General features: G+C 72.5%; 20 protein-coding genes and 1 tRNA gene. 7 read left to right on the forward strand and 14 right to left on the reverse strand.

Features of this window, described 5'->3' with window-relative positions:
- Window positions 1-342: 342 nt before the first annotated feature.
- Window positions 343-1014 carry a GntR family transcriptional regulator gene (locus tag ACIOWN_RS13050; protein ID WP_362353757.1) on the reverse strand — a complete coding sequence of 224 codons (672 nt, stop codon included), beginning with the start codon at window positions 1012-1014 and terminating at the stop codon, window positions 343-345.
- A gap of 99 nt (window positions 1015-1113) precedes the next feature.
- Here ACIOWN_RS13050 and glyA point away from each other — a divergent pair, with 99 nt between their 5' ends.
- The 7 genes from glyA to purU are packed head-to-tail and all read left to right on the forward strand — an operon-like array spanning window position 1114 to window position 9788.
- Window positions 1114-2466, forward strand: a complete 1353-nt coding sequence (gene glyA / locus ACIOWN_RS13055) for a serine hydroxymethyltransferase (protein WP_401982372.1) — start codon at window positions 1114-1116, stop codon at window positions 2464-2466.
- A complete protein-coding gene (locus tag ACIOWN_RS13060) occupies window positions 2463-3683 on the forward strand; it encodes a sarcosine oxidase subunit beta family protein (RefSeq protein WP_401982168.1) in 1221 nt (406 codons plus the stop codon). Before glyA ends, ACIOWN_RS13060 begins: the two co-directional genes overlap by 4 nt.
- 12 nt (window positions 3684-3695) lie before the next feature.
- Window positions 3696-4031 (forward strand): sarcosine oxidase subunit delta, encoded by a 336-nt coding sequence (locus ACIOWN_RS13065; RefSeq protein WP_362353751.1) that lies wholly within the window; start codon window positions 3696-3698, stop codon window positions 4029-4031.
- Entirely contained in the window at window positions 4028-6946 is a 2919-nt protein-coding gene (locus tag ACIOWN_RS13070) for a sarcosine oxidase subunit alpha family protein (protein ID WP_401982171.1), read from the forward strand. Before ACIOWN_RS13065 ends, ACIOWN_RS13070 begins: the two co-directional genes overlap by 4 nt.
- A complete protein-coding gene (locus ACIOWN_RS13075; RefSeq protein ID WP_362353747.1) occupies window positions 6939-7556 on the forward strand; it encodes a sarcosine oxidase subunit gamma family protein in 618 nt (205 codons plus the stop codon). The genes ACIOWN_RS13070 and ACIOWN_RS13075 overlap by 8 nt, the downstream gene beginning before the upstream one ends.
- Window positions 7556-8932 (forward strand): L-serine ammonia-lyase, encoded by a 1377-nt coding sequence (locus ACIOWN_RS13080; RefSeq protein WP_362353745.1) that lies wholly within the window; start codon window positions 7556-7558, stop codon window positions 8930-8932. Before ACIOWN_RS13075 ends, ACIOWN_RS13080 begins: the two co-directional genes overlap by 1 nt.
- 4 nt (window positions 8933-8936) lie before the next feature.
- Window positions 8937-9788, forward strand: a complete 852-nt coding sequence (gene purU, locus ACIOWN_RS13085; RefSeq protein ID WP_362353743.1) for a formyltetrahydrofolate deformylase — start codon at window positions 8937-8939, stop codon at window positions 9786-9788.
- 259 nt (window positions 9789-10047) lie between these two features.
- Here purU and ACIOWN_RS13090 read toward each other — a convergent pair whose 3' ends face one another.
- From ACIOWN_RS13090 to ACIOWN_RS13150, 13 genes are all read right to left on the reverse strand, one after another.
- Window positions 10048-10659, reverse strand: coding sequence for a hypothetical protein (locus tag ACIOWN_RS13090; protein ID WP_362353741.1), 612 nt, complete (start codon window positions 10657-10659; stop codon window positions 10048-10050).
- The gene (locus ACIOWN_RS13095; protein WP_362353739.1) at window positions 10656-11129 is read right to left on the reverse strand and encodes a hypothetical protein; all 474 of its coding nucleotides are present in this window, start codon (window positions 11127-11129) and stop codon (window positions 10656-10658) included. Before ACIOWN_RS13095 ends, ACIOWN_RS13090 begins: the two co-directional genes overlap by 4 nt.
- Before the next feature lie 244 nt (window positions 11130-11373).
- Window positions 11374-11859 (reverse strand): hypothetical protein, encoded by a 486-nt coding sequence (locus ACIOWN_RS13100; RefSeq protein WP_362353737.1) that lies wholly within the window; start codon window positions 11857-11859, stop codon window positions 11374-11376.
- Window positions 11856-12185: a plasmid mobilization protein gene (locus ACIOWN_RS13105; protein WP_362353735.1), complete on the reverse strand. Its 330-nt coding sequence runs from the start codon at window positions 12183-12185 to the stop codon at window positions 11856-11858. The genes ACIOWN_RS13100 and ACIOWN_RS13105 overlap by 4 nt, the downstream gene beginning before the upstream one ends.
- A 129-nt stretch (window positions 12186-12314) precedes the next feature.
- Window positions 12315-12399 (reverse strand) — tRNA-Leu (locus tag ACIOWN_RS13110).
- Window positions 12400-12539: 140 nt separating this feature from the next.
- Entirely contained in the window at window positions 12540-13697 is a 1158-nt protein-coding gene (locus ACIOWN_RS13115; RefSeq protein WP_401982176.1) for a sugar phosphate isomerase/epimerase family protein, read from the reverse strand.
- A complete protein-coding gene (locus tag ACIOWN_RS13120) occupies window positions 13694-15115 on the reverse strand; it encodes a nucleotide pyrophosphatase/phosphodiesterase family protein (RefSeq protein ID WP_362353733.1) in 1422 nt (473 codons plus the stop codon). Before ACIOWN_RS13120 ends, ACIOWN_RS13115 begins: the two co-directional genes overlap by 4 nt.
- Window positions 15112-16281, reverse strand: coding sequence for a metabolite traffic protein EboE (gene eboE / locus ACIOWN_RS13125; RefSeq protein WP_362353731.1), 1170 nt, complete (start codon window positions 16279-16281; stop codon window positions 15112-15114). The genes ACIOWN_RS13120 and eboE overlap by 4 nt, the downstream gene beginning before the upstream one ends.
- A 3-nt stretch (window positions 16282-16284) precedes the next feature.
- Window positions 16285-17133 (reverse strand): TatD family hydrolase, encoded by an 849-nt coding sequence (locus ACIOWN_RS13130; RefSeq protein ID WP_362353729.1) that lies wholly within the window; start codon window positions 17131-17133, stop codon window positions 16285-16287.
- A complete protein-coding gene (locus ACIOWN_RS13135) occupies window positions 17133-17849 on the reverse strand; it encodes an EboA domain-containing protein (protein ID WP_362353727.1) in 717 nt (238 codons plus the stop codon). The genes ACIOWN_RS13130 and ACIOWN_RS13135 overlap by 1 nt, the downstream gene beginning before the upstream one ends.
- A complete protein-coding gene (locus tag ACIOWN_RS13140; protein WP_401982180.1) occupies window positions 17846-18769 on the reverse strand; it encodes a sugar phosphate isomerase/epimerase family protein in 924 nt (307 codons plus the stop codon). Before ACIOWN_RS13140 ends, ACIOWN_RS13135 begins: the two co-directional genes overlap by 4 nt.
- Window positions 18766-19941, reverse strand: coding sequence for an SCO3242 family prenyltransferase (locus ACIOWN_RS13145; RefSeq protein ID WP_401982183.1), 1176 nt, complete (start codon window positions 19939-19941; stop codon window positions 18766-18768). The genes ACIOWN_RS13140 and ACIOWN_RS13145 overlap by 4 nt, the downstream gene beginning before the upstream one ends.
- Window positions 19941-21065: an inositol-3-phosphate synthase gene (locus ACIOWN_RS13150; RefSeq protein WP_362353722.1), complete on the reverse strand. Its 1125-nt coding sequence runs from the start codon at window positions 21063-21065 to the stop codon at window positions 19941-19943. The genes ACIOWN_RS13145 and ACIOWN_RS13150 overlap by 1 nt, the downstream gene beginning before the upstream one ends.
- Window positions 21066-21223: the final 158 nt, after the last annotated feature.

Consider the following 21223-nt stretch of genomic DNA (forward strand, 5'->3'; position numbering starts at 1 on the left):
GCCCAGAGAGGCTCGGCTGGTCGCTCATGGAACCGGCTCCCAAGCGTGAGGTTGCGTGTGCCGCAACGGTGTTGCACACCATAGGAGCGCGTATCGGAGTCGACAAGACGTGGCGGGTGGCTTCTTCTGCGTTTTACCGTTTGACGACCAAAAACCGTGCGGTGACACGCTGAGTGCGATCTGTTGCATGGTGCGCATCCAGGTTGCGGCGCGCGTGACATCGGGCGGCGCAGGAAACGGACGAGCAGAGCCGCCGCAGCGATGCTGCGGCGGCTCTGCGATGAAGGTTGTCGCGGCATCGGCCCGGGCCGATGCCGCCCGGTGGGCCGCGGGAGGGCCGGCTCAGATCGCCTCGCGGATCGCCCGCTCGAAGCCCACGACATGACTCAGCGCGAGCTCCGAGGCCTTCCCGGGGTCGCCGTCGACGATGGCGCGCAGCAACGGTCCGTGCTCGACGACGTGTCCCGCCATGCCCGGCACCCGGTCCACGAACAGGCACCAGATCCGGGTGGCCAGGTTGTCGTAGCGGATGAGGGTGTCCTCGAAGTACGGGTTGTGGGTGGCGGCGTAGATGGCCCGGTGCACGCGCAGGTCGAGGCGCATGAGGGCGTCCGCACCCTGTGCGCGGGTACCCTCGCCCTCCAGGCCGCGCAGCAGCGCGCCCAACGCCTCGCGGTCGGCGGCGGTGGCGCGCTCGGCCGCGCGGGCCGCCGCCATCGGCTCCAGCTGGCGCCGGACCTCGGAGATGTGGGCGAGGTCGGTGATGTTGACCTCGGTGGCGAAGGTGCCGCGCCGCGGGTAGGCCACGATCAGCCGTTCGTGCTGCAGGCGCTTGAGGGCCTCGCGCACCGGCGTGCGCCCGAAGCCGACGCTCTGCGCGAGCAGATCCTCGTTCACCGGCGCGCCGGGCGGGATCTCCAGCATGATCAGGCGGTCGCGGATGTCGCGGTACGCGCGCTCGGCGAGGGTGAGCGTCTCCTCGCCGACCCCCTGCGAAAGCCGCACCTGATTCATTCCGCTACCCCCTTGACCCTCTTCGTCAGCCTGCCCTACGTTACCGCACGTACTGATATATCAGTGCTGGAGCAGTCGCATATTAAGGTGGTGCTCACGATGGCAACGCGTCCGTCGACGACAGAGGACGGCAGCCTCCTCTCCCTCCCCCTGGCCGAACTGGACCCCGAGATCGCCGCCGCCGTCTCCGAGGAACTCCGGCGCCAGCAGACGACCCTCGAGATGATCGCGTCCGAGAACTTCGCCCCGGCGGCCGTGATGCAGGCCCAGGGCTCGGTCCTGACGAACAAGTACGCCGAGGGCTACCCCGGCCGCCGCTACTACGGCGGTTGCGAGCACGTCGACGTCGTCGAAAGGCTCGCGATCGACCGGGTCAAGGCCCTCTTCGGCGCCGAGGCCGCCAACGTCCAGCCGCACTCGGGCGCCCAGGCCAACGCCGCCGCGATGTTCGCCCTGCTCGACCCCGGCGACACCATCCTCGGTCTCGACCTGGCGCACGGCGGGCACCTGACGCACGGCATGCGCATCAATTTCTCCGGCAAGCTCTACAACGTCGTGCCGTACCACGTGAGCGAGTCCGACCTGCGCGTCGACATGGACGAGGTGGCGGACCTCGCCCGCGAGCACCGGCCGAAGCTGATCGTCGCCGGCTGGTCGGCCTATCCGCGGCAGCTGGACTTCGCCGCCTTCCGGCGCATCGCCGACGAGGTCGGCGCGTACCTCATGGTCGACATGGCGCACTTCGCGGGACTGGTCGCGGCCGGCCTCCACCCGAGCCCCGTGCCGTACGCGGACGTCGTGACGACCACCACCCACAAGACCCTCGGCGGTCCCCGCGGTGGTGTGATCCTCAGCAGGGCCGGACTCGCCAAGAAGATCAACTCGGCGGTCTTCCCCGGCCAGCAGGGCGGCCCGCTGGAGCACGTCATCGCCGCGAAGGCGGTCGCCTTCAAAATCGCGGCGGGCGAGGAGTTCAAGGAGCGCCAGCGGCGCACCCTGGACGGCGCCCGGATCCTCGCCGGCCGGCTGCTCGCCGACGACGTCGCCGAGGCCGGGATCTCCGTCCTCACCGGCGGCACCGAGGTCCACCTCGTCCTCGTCGACCTGCGCGACTCCGCGCTCGACGGGCAGCGGGCCGAGGACCGGCTGCACCGCGTCGGCATCACCGTCAACCGCAACGCCGTGCCGTTCGACCCCCGCCCGCCGATGGTCTCCTCCGGCCTGCGGATCGGCACCCCCGCCCTGGCCACCCGGGGTTTCGGAGCCGAGGAGTTCCGCGAGGTCGCCGACATCATCGCCTGCGCCCTGAAGGAGGAGGACCTCACCGACGAGAGCGCCGCCCTGCTGCGCGACCGGGTCACCGCGCTCGCCGGGAAGTTCCCGCTCTACGCCGAGCGGACCGCCCCCGCCGCACCGACCGGACCCGCCGACCAGAACGGAACCGCCGGATGACCGCCGCACCGCTGCCGGAGCACCCCGACTGGCTCTGGCGCACCCCCGACCCCCGCCCCTCCTACGACGTCGTCATCGTCGGCGCCGGAGGCCACGGCCTGACCACCGCCTACTACCTCGCCAAGAACCACGGCATCACCAACGTGGCCGTCCTGGAGAAGGGCTGGCTGGCCGGCGGCAACATGGCCCGCAACACCACCATCATCCGTTCCAACTACCTGTGGGACGAGAGCGCGGCCATCTACGAGCACGCCCTGAAGCTGTGGGAGAAGCTGCCCGAGGAGCTGGACTACGACTTCCTGTTCAGCCAGCGCGGCGTCCTCAACCTCGCGCACACCCTGCAGGACGTCCGCGAGGGCACACGCCGCGTCAACGCCAACCGGCTCAACGGGGTCGACGCCGAATGGCTCGACACCGACGAGGTCGCCAAGATCTGCCCGATCCTCAACACCTCGTCCAACACCCGCTACCCGGTCCTCGGCGGCACCTACCAGCCCCGCGCCGGCATCGCCAAGCACGACCACGTCGCCTGGGCGCTGGCCCGCCGCGCCGACGAGATGGGCGTCGACCTCATTCAGAACTGCGAGGTCACCGGCTTCGTCAAGGACGGCGACCGGGTCGTCGGCGTCGAGACCAGCCGGGGCCGCATCCTCGCCGGCCGGGTGGGCCTCGCGGCCGCCGGGCACAGCGGGGTCCTGGCCGAACGGGCCGGGTTCCGGCTGCCGGTGCAGTCCCACCCGCTGCAGGCGCTGGTCTCCGAACTGCACCAGCCGGTGCACCCCACCGTCGTGATGTCCAACCACGTGCACGTGTACGTCTCACAGGCGCACAAGGGCGAACTGGTGATGGGCGCGGGCGTCGACTCGTACAACGGCTACGGCCAGCGCGGCTCGTTCCACGTGATCGAGCACCAGATGGCCGCCGCCGTCGAGCTGTTCCCCGTCTTCGCCCGCGCCCACGTGCTGCGGACCTGGGGCGGCATCGTCGACGTCACCCCGGACGCCTCCCCGGTCATCGGCACCACGCCGGTGGAGAACCTCTTCGTCAACTGCGGCTGGGGCACCGGCGGTTTCAAGGCCACCCCGGCGGCCGGCTGGACCTTCGCCCACACCATCGCCACCGGCGAGCCGCACCCCCTGAACAAGCCCTTCGCCCTGGAGCGTTTCACCACGGGCGCCCTGATCGACGAGCACGGCGCCGCGGCCGTGGCCCACTGAGAGGAGGACACCGTGCTGCTGCTGAACTGCCCATGGTGCGGTCCTCGGGACGAGACCGAGTACCACTACGGGGGCCAGGCCCACCTCCCCTTCCCCGAGACGCCCGGGGAGCTCACCGACGAACAGTGGGCCGAGTACGTCTTCTACCGGGACAACCCCAAGGGCCCCTTCGCCGAGCGGTGGGTGCACTCCACGGGCTGCCGCCGCTGGTTCAACGTCGTACGCGACACCGTCACCTACGACGTGCTCGCCGTCTACCGGCTCGACGAGCCCCGCCCCGAGGTTCCCGGGCCGTCCGGGCCCAAGGACCTTCGCCAGATGGCCGATCCGGCCGGAGGGAACCGATGACCGACCAGGAATTCCGTCTGCCGCACGGCGGCCGCGTCGACCGCGGCACCGTGCTGCGGTTCACCGTCGACGGCCGCGAGCTGACCGGCCACCCCGGTGACACCGTCGCCTCCGCCCTGCTGGCCCATGGTGCCGTCGAGGTCGGGCCGTCCCTCTACCGGGGCCGTCCCCGCGGCATCGTCTCCGCCGGCGTGGAGGAGTCCAACGCCCTGCTCCAGATCGACGGACCGTGCTCGGAGGGCATGCTGCCCGCCACCACCGTGGAGCTGTACGACGGGCTGTCCGCCACGACCCTGTCCGGCATGGGCGTCCTCGACCCGGCCCCGGACCCGGCCGTCTACGACAAGAAGTACGTGCACACCGACGTACTGATCGTCGGAGCGGGCCCCGCAGGACTCGCGGCGGCCACCGCGGCCGCCGGCTCCGGCGCCCGCGTGATCCTCGTCGACGACCAGCGCGAGCCCGGCGGTTCGCTGCTGTCCGGGCGCACCGAAACGGTCGGCGGGCGGGCCGCCCTGGAGTGGGTGGCCGAGGTCCGCGCGGCCCTCGACGCCGCCCCCGAGGTCACCGTGCTGACCCGCACCACCGCCTTCGGCTCCTACGACGACAACTACGTCCTGGCCCTGCAGCGGCGCACCGACCACCTCGGCGCCGACGCCCCCGCCCCGTCCGAGGGCGTCTCGCGGCAGCGGCTGTGGCACATCCGGGCCCGCCAGGTGGTCCTGGCCCCCGGCGCCCACGAGCGGCCGCTGGTGTTCGCCGGCAACGACCGCCCCGGCGTGATGCTCGCCTCCGCCGTCCGCTCCTACGTCAACCGCTACGCGGTGGCGCCCGGCTCCCGCACCGTCGTGAGCACCACCAACGACAGCGCCTACGACACGGTCGCCGACCTGCACGCGGCCGGCGTGGAGATCGCCGCCGTCGTCGACGCCCGCCCCGAGCTGTCCCGGCGGGCGGCCGAGGTCGCCGCGGCCACCGGCGTCAAGGTGCTGACCGGCAGCACGGTGACCGGCACGGCGGGCGAGGGTCGCCTCACCGGCGTCACCGTCCAGGGCCTCGACGACAGCGGCGAACTCACCGGCGAACCCGTCTCGTTCGACTGCGACCTGCTCGCCGTCTCGGGCGGCTGGAGCCCGGTGGTGCACCTGCACAGCCAGCGTCAGGGCAAGCTGCGCTGGGACGGTGAACTGGCCGCCTTCGTGCCCGACGGCACGGTCCGCGACCAGCAGGTCGCCGGCGCCGCCCGCGGGACCTACGACCTCGACGGCGCGCTCGCCGAGGGCGCGCGGGCCGGTGCGCGGGCCGCCACGGACGCCGGGTTCCCGGTGCCCGTCCCCGCCGCGCCCGCCGACACCACCGCCGGCCGCGCCCCGGTGCGCGCGCTGTGGCTGGTGCCCGCACCCGGCGACGGCTCCGACGGCTCCGGCTCCGGTCCCGGCACCTGGGACACCCACTTCGTCGACCACCAGCGCGACGTCACCGTCGCCGACGTGTGGCGGTCCACCGGCGCCGGCATGCGCAGCGTCGAGCACGTCAAGCGCTACACCTCGCTCGGCACGGCCAACGACCAGGGCAAAACCTCGGGCGTCAACGCGATCGGCGTGATCGCCGCCGCCCTTGGCGACGGCGCCTCGCCGGGCGAGATCGGCACCACCGCCTACCGGGCGCCGTACACCCCGATCGCCTTCGCCGCCCTCGCCGGACGCGAGCGCGGCGACCTGTTCGACCCCGAGCGCATGACGTCGATCCACAGCTGGCACGTCGCCCACGGCGCGGAGTTCGAGGACGTCGGGCAGTGGAAGCGGCCGTGGTACTTCCCCCAGGAGGGGGAGGACATGGACGCCGCGGTGGCGCGCGAGTGCCGCGCGGCCCGCGAGGGCGTCGCCTTCATGGACGCCTCCACCCTCGGCAAGATCGAGATCTGGGGCGCGGACGCGGGCGAGTTCCTCAACCGGGTCTACACCAACGCCTTCAAGAAGCTCAAGCCCGGCTCCGCCCGCTACGGCGTGATGTGCAAGCCCGACGGCATGATCTTCGACGACGGCGTGACCCTGCGCCTGGACGAGAACCGCTACTTCATGACCACCACGACGGGCGGCGCGGCCGGCGTCCTGGACTGGCTGGAGGAGTGGCTGCAGACCGAGTGGCCCGAACTCGACGTGCACTGCACCTCGGTGACCGAGCAGTGGTCCACGATCGCCGTCGTCGGCCCCAAGTCCCGCGAGGTCGTCGGCCGGCTCGCCCCCGACCTGGACCTGTCCAACGAGGCGTTCCCCTTCATGGCCTTCCGTGAGACCACCCTGGCCTCCGGAATCCCCGCCCGCATCTGCCGGATCTCCTTCTCCGGCGAACTCGCCTACGAGATCAACGTCTCCGCGTGGTACGGGCTCGCCGTCTGGGAGCAGGTGCACGCGGCCGGACAGCGGTACGGCATCACCCCCTACGGCACCGAGACCATGCACGTCCTGCGCGCCGAGAAGGGCTACGTCATCGTCGGCCAGGACACCGACGGGACGGTCACCCCGCACGACGCGGGCATGGCCTGGGCGGTCTCCAAGCAGAAGGACTTCATCGGCAAACGCTCCTTCAGCCGCCCCGACACCGCGCGCACCGACCGCAAGCACCTGGTCGGCCTGCTGCCCACCGACGGCACCACCCGGCTGCCGGAGGGCTCCCAGATCGTCGCGCCGGGCGTCCCCATCACCCCGCAGGACGGGCCGGTGCCGATGCTCGGCCACGTCACCTCCAGCTACCACAGCGAGGCCCTGGGCAGGCCGTTCGCCCTCGCGCTCGTCGCCGACGGGCGGGGCAGGATCGGCGAGACCCTGATCGCCCCGGTCGGCGACACCCTGGTGCCCGTCCTGGTGGCCGAACCCGTGCTCTACGACCCCGAAGGGACCAAGCGAGATGGCTGAGCTGATCGACGCGGGACCGGCGGCGCTGCGCCGCAGCCCGCTGACGCACCTTCAGGAGCGGATGCGCGCCGCCACCGTCACCGGCGCCCGGGGCGTGTCGCTGACCGAGTGGCCGTTCGTCACCATGGTGAGCCTGCGCGTCGACCTCGCCTCCGAAGCGGCCGGCCGCATCGGCTCGGTGCTCGGCGCGCCGCTGCCGGACCACTGCGGCCAGGCCGCGCAGGCCGGCCCGCACACCGCGGTGTGGCTCGGGCCCGACGAGTGGCTCGTACTGTCCCAGGGCGACGGGCCGGAACTCGTCGCCGGGCTGCTGGACGCGCTCGCCGGGGACCCGGGCTCGGTCGTCGACGTGTCGGCGAACCGGACCACGCTGGAGCTGAGCGGACCCTCGGCCCGCCAGGTCCTGGAGAAGGGCTGCGCCCTGGACCTGCACCCGCGCTCCTTCGGGCCGGGCCGGGCGGTGGCCACGCAGGTCGGACCGATCCCGGTGGTGCTCTGGCAGACCGGTGACACGACGTACCGGCTCTTCCCCCGGTCCTCGTTCGCCGACTACCTGGCCCGCTGGCTCATCGACGCGATGAGCGAGTACCAGGGCCCCGAGGTTCCCTGATGGCCCTCAGCGTCTTCGACCTGTACTCGGTCGGCATCGGCCCCTCCTCCTCCCACACGGTGGGGCCGATGCGGGCGGCCAGGCGCTTCGTCGAGGGACTGGAGCGGGACGGGCTGCTGGACGGCGTGGTGGGCGTCCGGGCGGAGCTGTACGGCTCGCTCGGCGCCACCGGCCGGGGACACGGCTCCGACAAGGCCGTCGTCCTCGGCCTGGAGGGCGAGGACCCGGCCACCGTCGACACCGACCGGTCCGACGACCGGGTCGCGCGGGTCCGCGCCGACGGCGGCCTGCTGCTCGGCGGCAAGCACCGGATCCGCTTCGACAGCGACAAGGACCTGGTGCTGCACCGGCGAAGGTCCCTGCCCGCCCACCCCAACGGCATGACGTTTCGGGCCCTTGCGGCGGACGGGCGGGAACTGGCCGCCCGCACCTACTACTCCGTCGGCGGCGGCTTCGTCGTCGACGAGGAGGCCACCGGCGCCGACCGCGTCGTCGCGGACGCCACGCCCGTGCGGTTCCCGTTCCGCTCGGGTGCCGAACTGCTCGAGATCTGCGCCCGCGAGAACCTGACGATCAGCGAGGTGATGCTCGCCAACGAACAGGCGTGGCGGCCCGAGGCCGAGGTGCGCGCCGGACTGCTCGACCTGTGGGCGGTCATGCGGGCGTGCGTCGACCGCGGCTGCCGGCGCGAGGGCGTGCTGCCGGGCGGCCTGAAGGTCCCCCGGCGCGCGCCGGCGCTCCACCGCGAGCTGAACGCCGCCGGCCACGACAGCACGGACCCGCTGCGGGGCATGGACTGGGTGAACCTGTTCGCCCTCGCCGTGAACGAGGAGAACGCCTCGGGCGGCCGTATCGTGACCGCCCCCACCAACGGGGCGGCCGGGATCGTGCCCGCCGTCCTCCACTACTACGCGCACTTCGTGCCCGGCGCCGACGACGACGGCGTCGTCCGCTTCCTGCTGACCGCCGCCGCCATCGGCATCCTGTTCAAGGAGAACGCCTCCATCTCCGGCGCCGAGGTCGGCTGCCAGGGCGAGGTCGGGTCCGCGTGCGCCATGGCGGCGGGGGCGCTGTGCGAAGTGCTCGGCGGCAGCCCCGCCCAGGTGGAGAACGCGGCCGAGGTCGGCATCGAGCACAACCTGGGCCTGACCTGCGACCCGGTGGGCGGTCTGGTGCAGATCCCCTGCATCGAACGCAACGCCGTCGCGAGCGTCAAGGCCATCAACGCGGCGCGGCTGGCCCTGGCCGGCGACGGCACCCACAAGGTCAGCCTCGACAAGGCGATCAGGACCATGCGGGACACCGGCCGCGACATGAAGACCAAGTACAAGGAGACCGCCCGCGGCGGCCTCGCCGTCAACGTCATCGAGTGCTGACCCCATGACCGAACACATACTCACTCTCGACTGCGCCGAAGCCCCCGGCATCGTCTACGAGGTCTCGCGGTTCCTCCTCGAGCACGGTTGCGACATCGTCGACAACCAGCAGTTCGGCGACCGCCGCGACGGCCACTTCTTCATGCGGGTGTGCTTCGCCTCCACCGGCGGCGAAGACGACACCGGCGCCCTGCGCCGGGACTTCGCCGCCGTGGCCTCGCGCTTCGCCATGCGGTGGCACCTCGAACCGGCCCGTACCCGGCGCCGCGTCCTGATCATGGTGTCCCGCTACGGACACTGCCTCAACGACCTGCTCTTCCGGGCCCGGAGCGGCGACCTTCCGGCCGACGTGGTCGCCGTGGTCTCCAACCACCGCGACCACGAAGCACTCGTCGGCTCCTACGGCGTCCCCTTCGTCCACATCCCGGTGACCGCCGCCACCAAGCAGTCCGCCGAGGACGAGCTGCTCCGCGTCGTCGAGGAGTTCGACGCGGAGCTGGTGGTCCTGGCCCGTTACATGCAGGTGCTGTCCGACGGCCTGTGCACGCGGCTCGCGGGCAGGGCGATCAACATCCACCACTCCTTCCTGCCGAGCTTCAAGGGCGCCAAGCCCTACCACCAGGCATACGAGCACGGGGTCAAGGTGGTGGGGGCGACGGCGCACTACGTCACCGCCGACCTCGACGAGGGCCCGATCATCGCCCAGGAGGTCACCGCAGTCGACCATACGCACACACCGGAGGATCTGGTCGCCGTCGGACGCGACACGGAGGCGGCGGCGCTGGTCAGAGCGGTGCGCTGGCACTGCGAGGGCCGCGTGGTCGTCCACGGCCGACGCACCGTGGTGCTCCACTGACCGCCTGGGCCACGGGATCACTGAGAGTCCCGAGGGCATCGCACAGCGCGTCCACACCTCCGGCACCGGCGAGAAGGCCGACAACATGGACGTCCATAGGCCTGCGCCCGCTCCCGCGCGACCCGGTTCGGGGGCACGTGACACGGCCGCTCTCCACGATTCGAGGTGCCGAGCAACGTCGCGTGACGGGCGGCCGCTGGCGGCGCTCACCAGAAGCGGCCTCACGTCGATCAAGTGATCGGCAGAACGGTTACCGGCCCTACCAGTCGGTCAGGTCCACGAGGAGATCGCAGTGCGGGTCGTCGGGGGCCGGCCGTTGGTGCTGCTCCTCCTCGATGAGGGCAGGCAGGGAGGCGATCAGTGCGGTGGGCGCGTTGGTCAGTCGGATGTCGGCGCCGATGATGCCGGGGCGGTCGGGACGCTGCACGTACACGCGCAACACGGCATGCCCCAGCATCAGGAACCCGATCATGAAGGGGTGCTCGTCGTCGCCGGGGTCGGACAGCGCCCGCAGTACGGTGAGCGCCTGGCCCTGTTCGGGTTCGGGATCCGGGGTGATCTCCTCCGGGTGGAGGCGGATGACCGTCATCCCCATGGCTTCGCTGATGTCGCTGCTGCCGTAGAGCTGGGTGCCGGCCAGGACAGTGCGCAGGATGCCGGGGATGTAGTACGGGGCGACGGTGTCGTGGGGGATCTCGTACAGGAAGGTGGCGCCCTCCTCGTCGTCTCCGGCGTGGATGGCGATGCGTACGGCGCCGGGGGCGGGCAGGACTCCGTGCAGGTGGCAGCCGTCGGCGATGGGCGCGTTGAGGTAGTAGAGCAGCAGGCGGCTGACGGCCGACTGCTGCTCCCGGTCTTCGGGATCCGTCACTGGTTCATCCATGCGGGGCACTTGTTGTTCGGCTGGTTGCGGCAGAAGGCGTTGACGACACCTATCTTCTGTCCTTTACCGGCGTCGTGCTTTCCGTCCTTGGTCTTGCGTGTGTACTGAACGATCACGACGAACTTGACCTGCGCGGGCTTGCCGCCGGTCCTGATCGCGACGCCGTCGTACTCCAGACGCCCATGGCCGTCGTTGCGGTCGACCTTGTCCTTGAGAGCCGCGTTGAGGATCGCACACTTCTTGATGTTGTGACGGTGGGTGAAGTGGTTCCAGCCGAGCTGGGAGTTTCCGTACCGTGTGACGATCTTGCGTCCGTCGTCATCGGTCGACGTACAGCGGACTCGCTTGTCGAATGGGTCCGGCACGACCGGATTCGGCTTTGCCTGCGCAGGAGAAGTGCCGGACAGAAGGACCGCAGCGGTCAGCACAGTGGCCGATAAGGTGATGATCTCCCTCATAGAGGCGATCTTGGCGTGTACCCGATACGGCTCGCACTGCACTTTTGGGACAGATCTTCCGGCGGCCATAACGGACCCGTACAGCGGAGCGCTCACGGCGGTCGACAGCGAGGACGGTGACGGGCAGCCGCAGGTACTTCAGGGCCTACGACAGGCGGGTGTCATAGGCGAAGACGACGACCCGCATCCGCGACTGCGGGTACTGCGCGACCACCTGGACGGGACGGAGCGTGGCTCCCGGTCGTCAGACGGCGACCACGTGCACGTCCGTCGGTGCGAGGACCGTCAGGTAGGCATGGATGTCCCCCGGGTCGGTGGTGAAGATCACCGCGCTGCCGTGCCGGGCCGCTGCCAGGGCCACCCAGGCGTCCACGGCGTCCGGCCGCTTCTCCGCCGGCAGGGCCGCCCGACCCAGAGCGGTGCCGACGCGCCGCCAGTCCGCGAGGTCCGGGCCCGTCGCACAGGCCAGACACTCCGGACGGCCCGCCTTCGTCTCGCGCATGGGCGGCTCGGACGTACGGGCCTGAGGGACCGTGCAGCCCTTCAGGACGCCGGACAGGGCGTGTACCAGCGCCGGCTGGGGGCGCCACACCTGGGCGAGGACCGGTCCGAGCACCAGCGCTCGGTGCGGGGCCGTGCGCAGTCCCTCGTGGAGAGCCATCGCCTTCGCCTTGCGGTCGGCGAGTGCGATGAGCATGCCGGTGTCGTAGACCGGCACCCGTGCGCTCACGCGGCGTGTCCCGGACAACGGCCTTGCCGGTCCCGGCCGTGGACGAGGCCCAGGGCCTCCTCGACCTCGCGGCGCTCCTGCTCCGTCAGTTCCGCGGCCGGTTCCGGGGCGGGTTCGGCAGGCAGCCCGTCCGCTGCCCGCTCCGCCCGGGCGATGAGCGCGTCCACCTCGGCGAACTGTTCCTCTATGGCGTCGCTCTCGGCCATCTGGCGCGTCGCGGCATGCACCAGGTAGGCCGAGACGTCCATGCCCGCCCGTTCCGCGTGCTGCCTGATGCGTTCGGCCTGGTCCTGCTCCAAGCTGATGCTGATGCGCGTCTTTGCCACGAAGACATCGTAATACGCGTATGACGCCAGTGCGAGTGTGGTCGAGGTGGGGGAGCCCCTGTTGCAGCTACGAAACGCGAAGAGGACCGCGACCGTAAGGTCGTGGTCCTCGCTCTTCGTTACAGAGAGTGTCCGAGGGGGGACTTGAACCCCCACGCCCGATAAAGGGCACTAGCACCTCAAGCTAGCGCGTCTGCCATTCCGCCACCCGGACCAGGTGTCTGCCGCCTGACCGGGGGTGTTCCCCGCGGCGACATGGACAACAATACCAAGCTTTCGGAGTGCGTTTCACCTGCGTATCCGCCCCCGGAAGGGGCCCTCCCCGCGGCTGCGGGGAGGGCCCCTTCCCGTTCGTCACTTGCGGCGCAGCGCGGCCATGTTCCGGTAGCCGATCCGGGCGTGTTCCAGCGACTGGGCCGGGTCGGTGGAGCTCGGGGCGTTGTCCTGCTCGACCATCGGGTGGTGGTAGTTCGGGTCGCCGACCCGGGTGAAGAAGGTGGTGTAGTCGATGACGCCGGTGCCGAACGGGACCATGTCGTAGCCCTGTCCGCTGGTGTTGTTGATGACGCCGTCCTTGGCGTGGAACAGCGGGTAGCGCTTGTTGTGGCGGGTGACCAGCCCGGCCGGGTCGAAGATGTTCTGCCGGGTGGCCCCGTCGTGGTCGGTGTAGGTGCGGAACTTGTACTGGGCCACGTGCGCCCAGAAGATGTCCATCTCCAGCCAGATCAGCTTCGGGTCGGTGATGGACAGGAAGTACTCCAGCTTGCGGATGCCGGAGCTGCGGGTCGGGCGGCCCTGCGCGTCGAGCGGGCCGCCGTCGAGCAGGAAGCCGTAGGCGGCGTCGTGGTTGTGGGTGTAGAGCTTGAGCCCGGCGCGGCGGGCGATCTCGCCGAGGGCGTGCCACTTCTCCGCCGCGGCGTCCCAGTCGGCCTTGTAGTTGCTGCCGGTGGGGTCGTTGCCGGTCCCCACGTGCTGCATGCCGAGGATGTTGGCGATCTCCAGGTGCTTCTTGAACGTGTCCAGGTCGCCGGTGGTCAGCGGCCAGGAGCCGGGGATGAAGCCGTGGTTGCCCTGCGCCCGCAGCCCGTACTCGTCCAGCCAGCGGCGCAGCAGCCGGGCTCCCTCGACGTTCTCCAGGTTGGCGCCGCCGGGGGCGTTGGCGTGCTGGCCGTAGCCCGCGAACTCCACCTGGCGGTAGCCGAACCGGGCCAGTTGCTCGAACACGCCGCGGAAGCCGGAGGGCAGGCTGGTGGAGTACGGGTCGCGGCCGGTGGCGTCGCGCACGGTGTAGAGGATGATGCCGCGCTTGTCCTCGGGGACGAGCAGGTGGCCCTTGGCCTTGCCGTTCGACTCGGCGGGGGCCGCCAGCACGGGGGCCGCGCCGAGGACGGGTGCGGCGATGGCCCCGGCCGCGACGGCGGTGCAGGTGCTGAGGAAGCTGCGGCGGCCGATGCCCAGGCTGCGGCGCAGCTGTTCGTCGGTTCCGTGGTCGGTCGCGTGGATGTCGTTCACGGGTGCCTCTCTTCGGGCTTGGGGTCTGCGTGGCCGAGACCGGCGAGGTGGAGCAGGAGGGACTTCACGTCGGTGGCCGCGATGCGGTCGCCGACGGCGCGGGGGGTGGAGCACAGGAGGAGCGGACCGTCGTCGTCGCTCGCGGGCAGGCGGCCGTGGCTGCCGCGGATGGGTGAGGCGTCGAGTGGCACGACCGCCATGCGGTAGCGCAGGCCGAGTTTCTTACGGGCCACGGCGGTCGCGGCCTTGACCTTCACATAGGGGTCCTGCGGATCCATGAAGAGTTCGACCGGGTCGTAACCGGGTTTGCGGTGGATCTCTACGAGCTGCGCGAAGTCGGGCGCGCGCTCGTCGTCGAGCCAGTAGTAGTACGTGAACCAGGCGTCCGGCTCGGCGACGGCGACGAGTTCGCCGGAGCGCGGGTGGTCGAGGTGGTGGGCCTTCTTGCCCTCGTCGTCGAGGAGTCGCTCGATGCCGGGCAGTCCGTCGAGGGCGGCCCGGGTGGCGTCCAGGTCCTCGGGGCGACGCACGTAGACGTGGGCGATCTGGTGGTCGGCGACGGCGAAGGCGCGGGAGGCCATCGGGTCGAGGTACTCCATGCCGTCCTGGGTGTGCACTTCGAGCAGGCCGGCCCGGCGCAGGGCGCGGTTGATGTCGACGGGCCGGTCGGCGCGGGTGATGCCGTACTCCGACAGCACGACGACGGTACGGCCCTCGGCGCGGGCGTCGTCCAGGAGCGGGGCCATGGCGGCGTCGAGGTCGGCCGCCGCTTGCAGGGAGCGCGGGTCGGCGGGGCCGTAGCGCTGCAGGTCGTAGTCGAGGTGGGGCAGGTAGCAGAGCGTCAGGTCGGGTCGGCGGGTGCGCAGGATGTGGCGGGTGGCGTCGATGATCCACTGGCTGGAGACGAGGTCGGCGCCGGGGCCCCAGAAGTGGAACAGGGGGAACGTGCCGAGTTTTTCGGTGAGTTCGTCGTGCAGGGCCGGGGGGCGGGTGTAGCAGTCGGGTTCCTTGCGGCCGTCGGCGTAGTAGACGGGCCGCGGGGTGACGGTGATGTCGGTGTCGGCGCCCATGGCGTACCACCAGCAGATGTTGGCGACCGTGTAGCCGGGGTGGGCGCGGCGGGCGGCGTCCCACAGCTTGTCGCCGGCGACGAGGCCGTTGTGCTGCCGCCACAGCAGGACGTCGCCGAGTTCGCGGAAGTACCAGCCGTTGCCGACGATTCCGTGCTCGGCGGGCATGGTGCCGGTGAGGAAGGTGGACTGGGCGGCGCAGGTGACGGCGGGCAGGACGGTGCCGAGCGCGGCGCGCGAGCCCGACTGGGCGAGCGTCTTGAGGTGGGGCATGTGGTCGAGGATGCGCGGGGTGAGACCGACGACGTCCAGGACGAGCAGGGGTGTCGGTCCCTGGGGCCGGGTCATGGCAGTTCCTTCAGGCCGAGGTCGGTCAGCAGGTCGCGGGTGAGGGCGAGTTCGGCGGCGATGCCGTCGGCGAGCCGGCCGCGGTCGCGGGGGCGCAGCTCGGGCGGGAGCGCCTGCCAGGTGTAGGTCTCGACCTCCAGGTGGTGGGTGAGCGGCCGCGGGCCGCCGACGAGCCGCGTGAGGGCGGCCTTGAGGACCGGGAGGGTGGAGGTGAGGGGTTCGGCGGGCGCCGCGTGCAGGGGGACGTGGAAGTGGGCGCGCCAGGGGGCGGCATCCGGCAGGACGTCGCCGCCGAGGGCGGTGCCGAGGTCGTCGGTGCCGCGCAGGCCTGCGGCGGTGACCGTACGGGTCTGGTGGAGGAAGCGGGGCTCGTCGAAGGCGGCGAGGGCCTCGCGGACCTCGGGCAGATGGGGCCGCTCGGCGTGCAGGGCGGCGGACAGCTGGGACTTGACGACGGGGACGCCGGCCGCGGCGAGGGCGTCCAGGGCGGTGTGCGGGTCCTCGAAGGAGGTGGCGAGGTGGCAGGTGTCGACGCAGATCCCGATGCGCTCGTGGCCGATCGCGGTGAGCGGGGCGATGGCGTCGTGGGTGGTCTCGACGACGCAGCCGGGTTCGGGTTCCAGGCCCACCCGGATGGAGCGGCCGGTCAGCTCCTCGAGGGCGTCGAGGCGTTGGGCGAGGGTGCGCAGTGCGGTGCGGGCCTGCTCGGCGCGGGTGTCGTCGTAGGCGGTGCGCCAGGCCAGCGGCAGGGTGGAGATGCTGCCCTCTTTGACGTCGTCCGGCAGGAGGCCGGCGAGGATGCGGGCGAGCGCGGTGGTGTGGTCGAGGCGTGCGGCGTCGGCCCAGTCCGGCTTGTAGACGCGGTACTTGACCTCTTCGGCGCCGAAGCCCTGGTAGGGGAAGCCGTTGAGGGTGACCACCTCGAGGCCGTGCCCGTCGAGTTCGGCGCGCAGGGCGCGCAGCGCGGACGGATCGGTGTCGAGGGTGCGGGCGGCGTCCCGGGCGAGCCACAGGCCGATGCCGAGGCGGTCGCGGCCCAGGCGTCGGCGTACGGGCTCGCAGTGGTCGCGCAGTTGGGCCACGACGCCGTCGAGGGTCTCGGCGGGGTGGACGTTGGTGCAGTAGGCGAGGTGGACGGTGGAGCCGTCGGGGTGCCGGAAGCGCATCGCTCACTCCCCGCCGCGCAGGATGCTGTTGCCCTCGTGGGTGGCGCCGGACGCGACGACGTCGAGGCTCAGCCGGCCGCTGAGGCCGTAGAACTCGACGGGGTTGCGCCACAGTACGCGGTCCACCTCGTCCTCGGTGAAGCCCTCGGTGAGCATCAGGTCGCCCACCTTGCGGGTCTTGAGGGGGTCGCTTCTGCCCCAGTCGGCGGCGGAGTTGACGAGAACCCGTTCGGGGCCGTGGGCGCGCAGGATCGCGACCATCCGCTCCTCGTCCATCTTGGTGTCGGGGTAGACGGAGAAGCCGAGCCAGCAGCCGCTGTCCTTGGCCTCCTTGACGGTGGTCTCGTTGAGGTGGTCGACCAGGACGTGGTCCATGGGCAGCGCCGACTCCCGTACGACGTCGAGGGTGCGGCGCAGCCCGGCGAGCTTGTCGCGGTGCGGGGTGTGGACGAGGGCGGGCAGCCCGTGGTCGGCGGCGAGCTGCAGCTGCGCGGTGAGGGCGGTGTCCTCCTCGGGCGTCATCGAGTCGTAGCCGATCTCGCCCACGGCGACCACCTGGTCCTTGACGAGGTAGCGGGGCAGTTCGTCGAGGACGGGCAGGCAGCGCGGGTCGTTGGCCTCCTTGGGGTTCAGGGCGATGGTGCAGTGGTGGGCGATGCCGTACTGGGCGGCGCGGAAGGGTTCCCAGCCGATCAGGGAGTCGAAGTAGTCGAGGAAGGAGGCCGGCGAGGTGCGGGGCTGGCCGAGCCAGAAGGCGGGTTCCACGAGGGCGCGGACGCCGGCGGCGTGCATGGCCTCGTAGTCGTCGGTGGTCCTGGACGTCATGTGGATGTGGGGATCGAAGATGCGCATCAGGACTCCTTGCCGTGGGGGTCGACCGGGGCGTGCGGCGCGGTGTCGGGCTCCGTCAGGGCCAGGACGCGGTGCAGGTCCTCGGGGACCTGGCGGCCCGCGGCGGTGCGTTCGGCGGCGTAGTCGCCGAGCATGCGGGCGAGTTCGGCGTCGCCGCGGGCGCGGCGGCCCAGGTCGGCGACGCTGTCCACGGACACGCCGGTGAACAGGCACTTCAGCACGGCGTGCCGCCATGCGTGCGGTGCCAGGTGCCGGGCGGCGTACGGGCCGACGGCGGCGGCGAGCAGCCGGGTGTCGTTGGTGCGCAGCGCGTCCTCGACGAGCGGGAGGGCGTCGGGTCCCGGCACGAGGCGTGGCAGGGCGCGCAGGACGGCGCGGCGTTCGTCGGCGGTGCCCTGGCGGTAGACCCGGGTGAGGGCGTCCAGGCCGGCGCGGGCCGCGTGCAGGATGAGGACGCGGGCGGCGTCGGCGTGGGCGGGACCGCAGCGGCGGCCGGCCTCGGCGAGACGCAGCTCCCACACGGAGATCGGGCCGTGGGTGCCGCGATGGGTGGCGGCCTCGTCGAGCGCCTGGCCGAGCCAGGCCCGTGCGGCGGGGGCGAGCGCGGCGTCGGTACGGGCACGCAACTCGTCCGCCGGGGCCGGTCCGGGGTCGGTACCGGCCGTGGGGGTGCCCGCGGTGCCGGTGCCGGAGCCGATGTCGTGCGGGTGGGTCATCGGGTGCTCCCTTCCGGGGTGACCGGATGCTCGGGGGCCGGACGCTCGCCCGTATGTGTGGCGGTGGTGGCCGCGCGGCGGAGGTACGGCAGGGACAGCTCGGCGTAGTGCGGGCCGGCGTGGGAGTGCCGGGGCAGTTCCACGACGGTCAGGCCCTGGTAGCCGGTGGCGGCCAGGGCGGCGAGCACGGGCGGGAAGTCGATGTCTCCGTCCCCGAAGGGGAGGTGTTCGTGCACGCCGCGACGCATGTCCTCGATCTGGACGTGCCGCAGCCAGGGCGCGGCGGCGCGGACGCACTCGGCCGGAGGGAGGGGTTCGAGACACTGGCAGTGGCCGATGTCGAGGGTGAGGCCCAGGTTCTCGGGGTCGCCGAGGGTGCGGCGCAGATGGTGGAAGTCGGCGAGGGTGGCCAGGAGATGACCGGGCTCGGGCTCCACGGCGAGGGGGACGCCGGAGGCGCCGGCGGCCTCCAGGACGGGGACCAGGGACTCGGCGAACCGTTTCCACGCCGTGTCCCGGTCGGTGCCGGGCGGGGTGATGCCGCTGAAGCAGTGCACGGCGTGCGCGCCGAGGTCGGCGGCCACCCGTACCGCCCGCAGCAGCAGGTCGGCGCGCCGGGCGCGGTCCTCCGGGTCCTCGTCCAGGAGGGACGGGCCGTGCTTGCGGCGCGGGTCGAGCACATAGCGGGCGCCCGTCTCCACCGTCACGCCCAGGCCGAGCGCGTCCAGCCGGTGCGCGACCCGGCGGGTGCGGGCGGCCAGGTCGGGGGCGAGCGGGTCGAGGTGCATGTGGTCGAGGGTCAGGCCGACGCCGTCGTAACCGAGGTCGGCGAGCAGGCCGAGGGCGTCGTCGAGGCGCAGGTCCGCGAGGCCGTTGGTGCCGTAGCCGAAGCGGAGGTCCGTGGCGGGGCCGGGGCTCACGTGACGCTCACCTTCCTCGCGAACCTTCGGGCCAGAGGCGCCAGGGCGGCCGTGCACAGGGCGGTGACCGGTGCGCCCGCGCGGGCGGACAGCGCGGCCTGGAGCGGGATCATGGCTCGGATGCCGCCGCCGACGGCCCGCTGGGTGAGCGGCGGGGAGGGGTTGAGGACGGCGTGGGCGAGGGGGCGGGCGACGGTGGCGGCGTAGCCGAGCGCGAGGGCCGCACGGAGCGCACCGCCCGGTGCGGGGGTGAGGCCCGGCGGACCGAGGGGGGCTGCTCCACCTCGGTCCACCGGGAGCCGGAGGGCCACGGCGGGCGGGGCCAGTGCGTACGCGACGCCGGAGGTGACCGCGAGGGCCGCGAGCGGTACGGCGGCGGAACCGCCCTGGGTCTCGCGGCGGGAGACGGCGGTGACGGCCAGGGTGTGGACGCCGAGTGCGGCGGCGGACGGTACGGCGTCGCGGACCCGGCCGCCGCTCGCTGCGGCGCCGAGTACGAGGTCGAGGCTCCGGGCCGCCGCCATCGCCGGCGGCCCGGCCCAGTTCCGCTTCAGTCCGAGGTCGTACGCCCAGACCGTGGCGGCGAGCGGTACTGCGACGGTGAGCGCGGGCCGGCCGGCGCGGGCGGCGAGCGCGAGGCCCAGGGCGGTGAGCGCGCCGGCCGCGGCGAGCGCGGCGCCGGGGGCGATCCGCCCGGAGGGGAGCGGCCGGTGCGGGCGCTCGGCGGCGTCCTCGGCGCGGTCCGCCCAGTCGTTGAGCGCCATGCCCGCCTGGTAGAGGCACAGGGACGAGCCGATGGCGAGGAGCGTACGGGCCCCGGGGGCGCGCCCCGCCGCCGCGGCCCCGGCGAGAGCGTCACCGGGGACGGTGAACAGGGCGGGCAGCCGCAGCAGTTCGACCCAGTCGGCGGGGGTGCCGAGGGCGGGGCGGTGGGGTGGGGGCGGGGTGGGTGCGGGAGCGGAGTCCGCGGCGGGACGGGGAGCTGTGGGCGTGGCTGCCGGGGCGTGGGACAGAACGGGATCGTCGTCCGCCCGCCCCGGACGCGATGTTCCGTCCGGCGCGCCGGCCGCGTGCGGCGGGCGCGGGCGGCCACGGGCCGAGGACCCGCGCGCTCCGACGACGGCGGCGACGGTCACCGCCAGGGCGATGGCCACCAGACCGTGGCGGGTCATCACTGGTCCCCCAGCCGTCGGCCGAAGTCCAATAGCGCGGCGTACTGCTCCCCCAGCGCGGCGGGGGCGCCCGGGTCGGGATCCTTGAAGTAGAAGCCGAGTTCGGGGCGCGGCCCGGTCAGCCCGCGTTCGTGGGCGCGGGCCAGCAGCCGGGCCAGGTCGAGGACCAGGGGTGCGGCGAGCGCCGAGTCGCATCCCTGCCAGGTGGTCTGGAGGGTCATCCGGGAGCCGAGGAAGCCCTCGAAGGCGATGTGGTCCCAGGCGGTCTTCCAGTCGCCGAGGGCGGGCACGTCGTCGATGTGCACCTCGCCCTGGGGGACCGTGCCCAGGGTGTCCGCGAGGACGCGTTCCTTGCCGGAGTTCTTGGCCGCGGCAGCGGCGGGGTCGGCGAGGGCGGCGCCGTCGCCGCCGCCGAGGAGGTTCGTTCCGGACCAGGCCAGTACGCGCAGCGCGCGCTGCGCGAACATCGGGCCGAGCACGGACCGCAGCAGGGTCTGCCCGGTCTTGCCGTCGCGGCCCGCGTAGGGCAGGGCGGAGGCACGGGCCTCGGCGGCGAGCGCGGGGTGGTGCAGCCCGGTCGACGGCGTGAAGTTGACGTACGGGCAGCCCGCGCGCAGGGCGGCCGCCGCGTACAGCGAGCTGGCGGGCAGGGCGGTGCCGTCGGGGGCGGGTTCGGTGGAGGCGACGTTGACGACGACGGTGCGGGCGAGGGCGTTTCGGCGGGTGAAGTCGCGGATGTCGGCGGCGAGGGCCTCGATGAGGGCGTCCTCGCTCCGGGTGTCTCCGGGGAGCGGGCCGCCGGGTCTGATCTCCGCGTCGGCGGCGGCCAGTTCACTGTGGACGGCGGAGGACAGACCGTGTGGCAGGACGCCGCCGGCGGCGAGGGTCTCGGCGCGTTTGGGCAGCGGGCAGTCCACGGTGTCGTGCCCGCCGAAGACGAGGGAGGACAGGGCGGGCAGGCCGCTCGCGGCGAAGGCCTCCGCCTCGGTGACAAGGCCGGCGGTGGGATGCAGCCCGGCGGAGACGGCGGCGCATCCGGTGACGGCGGTGGTGGCGACGGAGCCCCGCGCACCGATCAGCCAGACGCCGGTGCGGGAGGGGGAAACGGAAGGTTCGGCGGACATGGGCAGCCTCCTTGTCGTACGCGAACCGGATGCCGGACGAGTGATCGAGCGCAGGCGGCCTCCAAAAGCCACCGACGCCTGGCACCGGGCTCGAACCGGAACCGGCTCCGGAACCAGATCGCGCCCGGTCCCGGAACCTGGCCCCGAACCGAGCCCGA

The sequence above is a fragment of the Streptomyces sp. NPDC087787 genome (assembly GCF_044743035.1).
Classification (GTDB): Bacteria; Actinomycetota; Actinomycetes; order Streptomycetales; family Streptomycetaceae; genus Streptomyces.

What these genes read in the sequence shown, in the direction of transcription:
- ACIOWN_RS13080 (WP_362353745.1), top strand. Translation starts at nt 7,556, where the DNA reads ATGGCCCTCAGCGTCTTCGACCTGTACTCGGTCGGCATCGGCCCCTCC.
- eboE (WP_362353731.1), bottom strand. Translation starts at nt 16,281, where the DNA reads ATGCGCTTCCGGCACCCCGACGGCTCCACCGTCCACCTCGCCTACTGC.
- ACIOWN_RS13050 (WP_362353757.1), bottom strand. Translation starts at nt 1,014, where the DNA reads ATGAATCAGGTGCGGCTTTCGCAGGGGGTCGGCGAGGAGACGCTCACC.
- ACIOWN_RS13075 (WP_362353747.1), top strand. Translation starts at nt 6,939, where the DNA reads ATGGCTGAGCTGATCGACGCGGGACCGGCGGCGCTGCGCCGCAGCCCG.
- ACIOWN_RS13145 (WP_401982183.1), bottom strand. Translation starts at nt 19,941, where the DNA reads ATGACCCGCCACGGTCTGGTGGCCATCGCCCTGGCGGTGACCGTCGCC.
- ACIOWN_RS13150 (WP_362353722.1), bottom strand. Translation starts at nt 21,065, where the DNA reads ATGTCCGCCGAACCTTCCGTTTCCCCCTCCCGCACCGGCGTCTGGCTG.
- glyA (WP_401982372.1), top strand. Translation starts at nt 1,114, where the DNA reads ATGGCAACGCGTCCGTCGACGACAGAGGACGGCAGCCTCCTCTCCCTC.
- ACIOWN_RS13070 (WP_401982171.1), top strand. Translation starts at nt 4,028, where the DNA reads ATGACCGACCAGGAATTCCGTCTGCCGCACGGCGGCCGCGTCGACCGC.
- ACIOWN_RS13130 (WP_362353729.1), bottom strand. Translation starts at nt 17,133, where the DNA reads ATGCGCATCTTCGATCCCCACATCCACATGACGTCCAGGACCACCGAC.
- ACIOWN_RS13135 (WP_362353727.1), bottom strand. Translation starts at nt 17,849, where the DNA reads ATGACCCACCCGCACGACATCGGCTCCGGCACCGGCACCGCGGGCACC.
- ACIOWN_RS13060 (WP_401982168.1), top strand. Translation starts at nt 2,463, where the DNA reads ATGACCGCCGCACCGCTGCCGGAGCACCCCGACTGGCTCTGGCGCACC.
- ACIOWN_RS13095 (WP_362353739.1), bottom strand. Translation starts at nt 11,129, where the DNA reads ATGAGGGAGATCATCACCTTATCGGCCACTGTGCTGACCGCTGCGGTC.
- purU (WP_362353743.1), top strand. Translation starts at nt 8,937, where the DNA reads ATGACCGAACACATACTCACTCTCGACTGCGCCGAAGCCCCCGGCATC.
- ACIOWN_RS13120 (WP_362353733.1), bottom strand. Translation starts at nt 15,115, where the DNA reads ATGACCCGGCCCCAGGGACCGACACCCCTGCTCGTCCTGGACGTCGTC.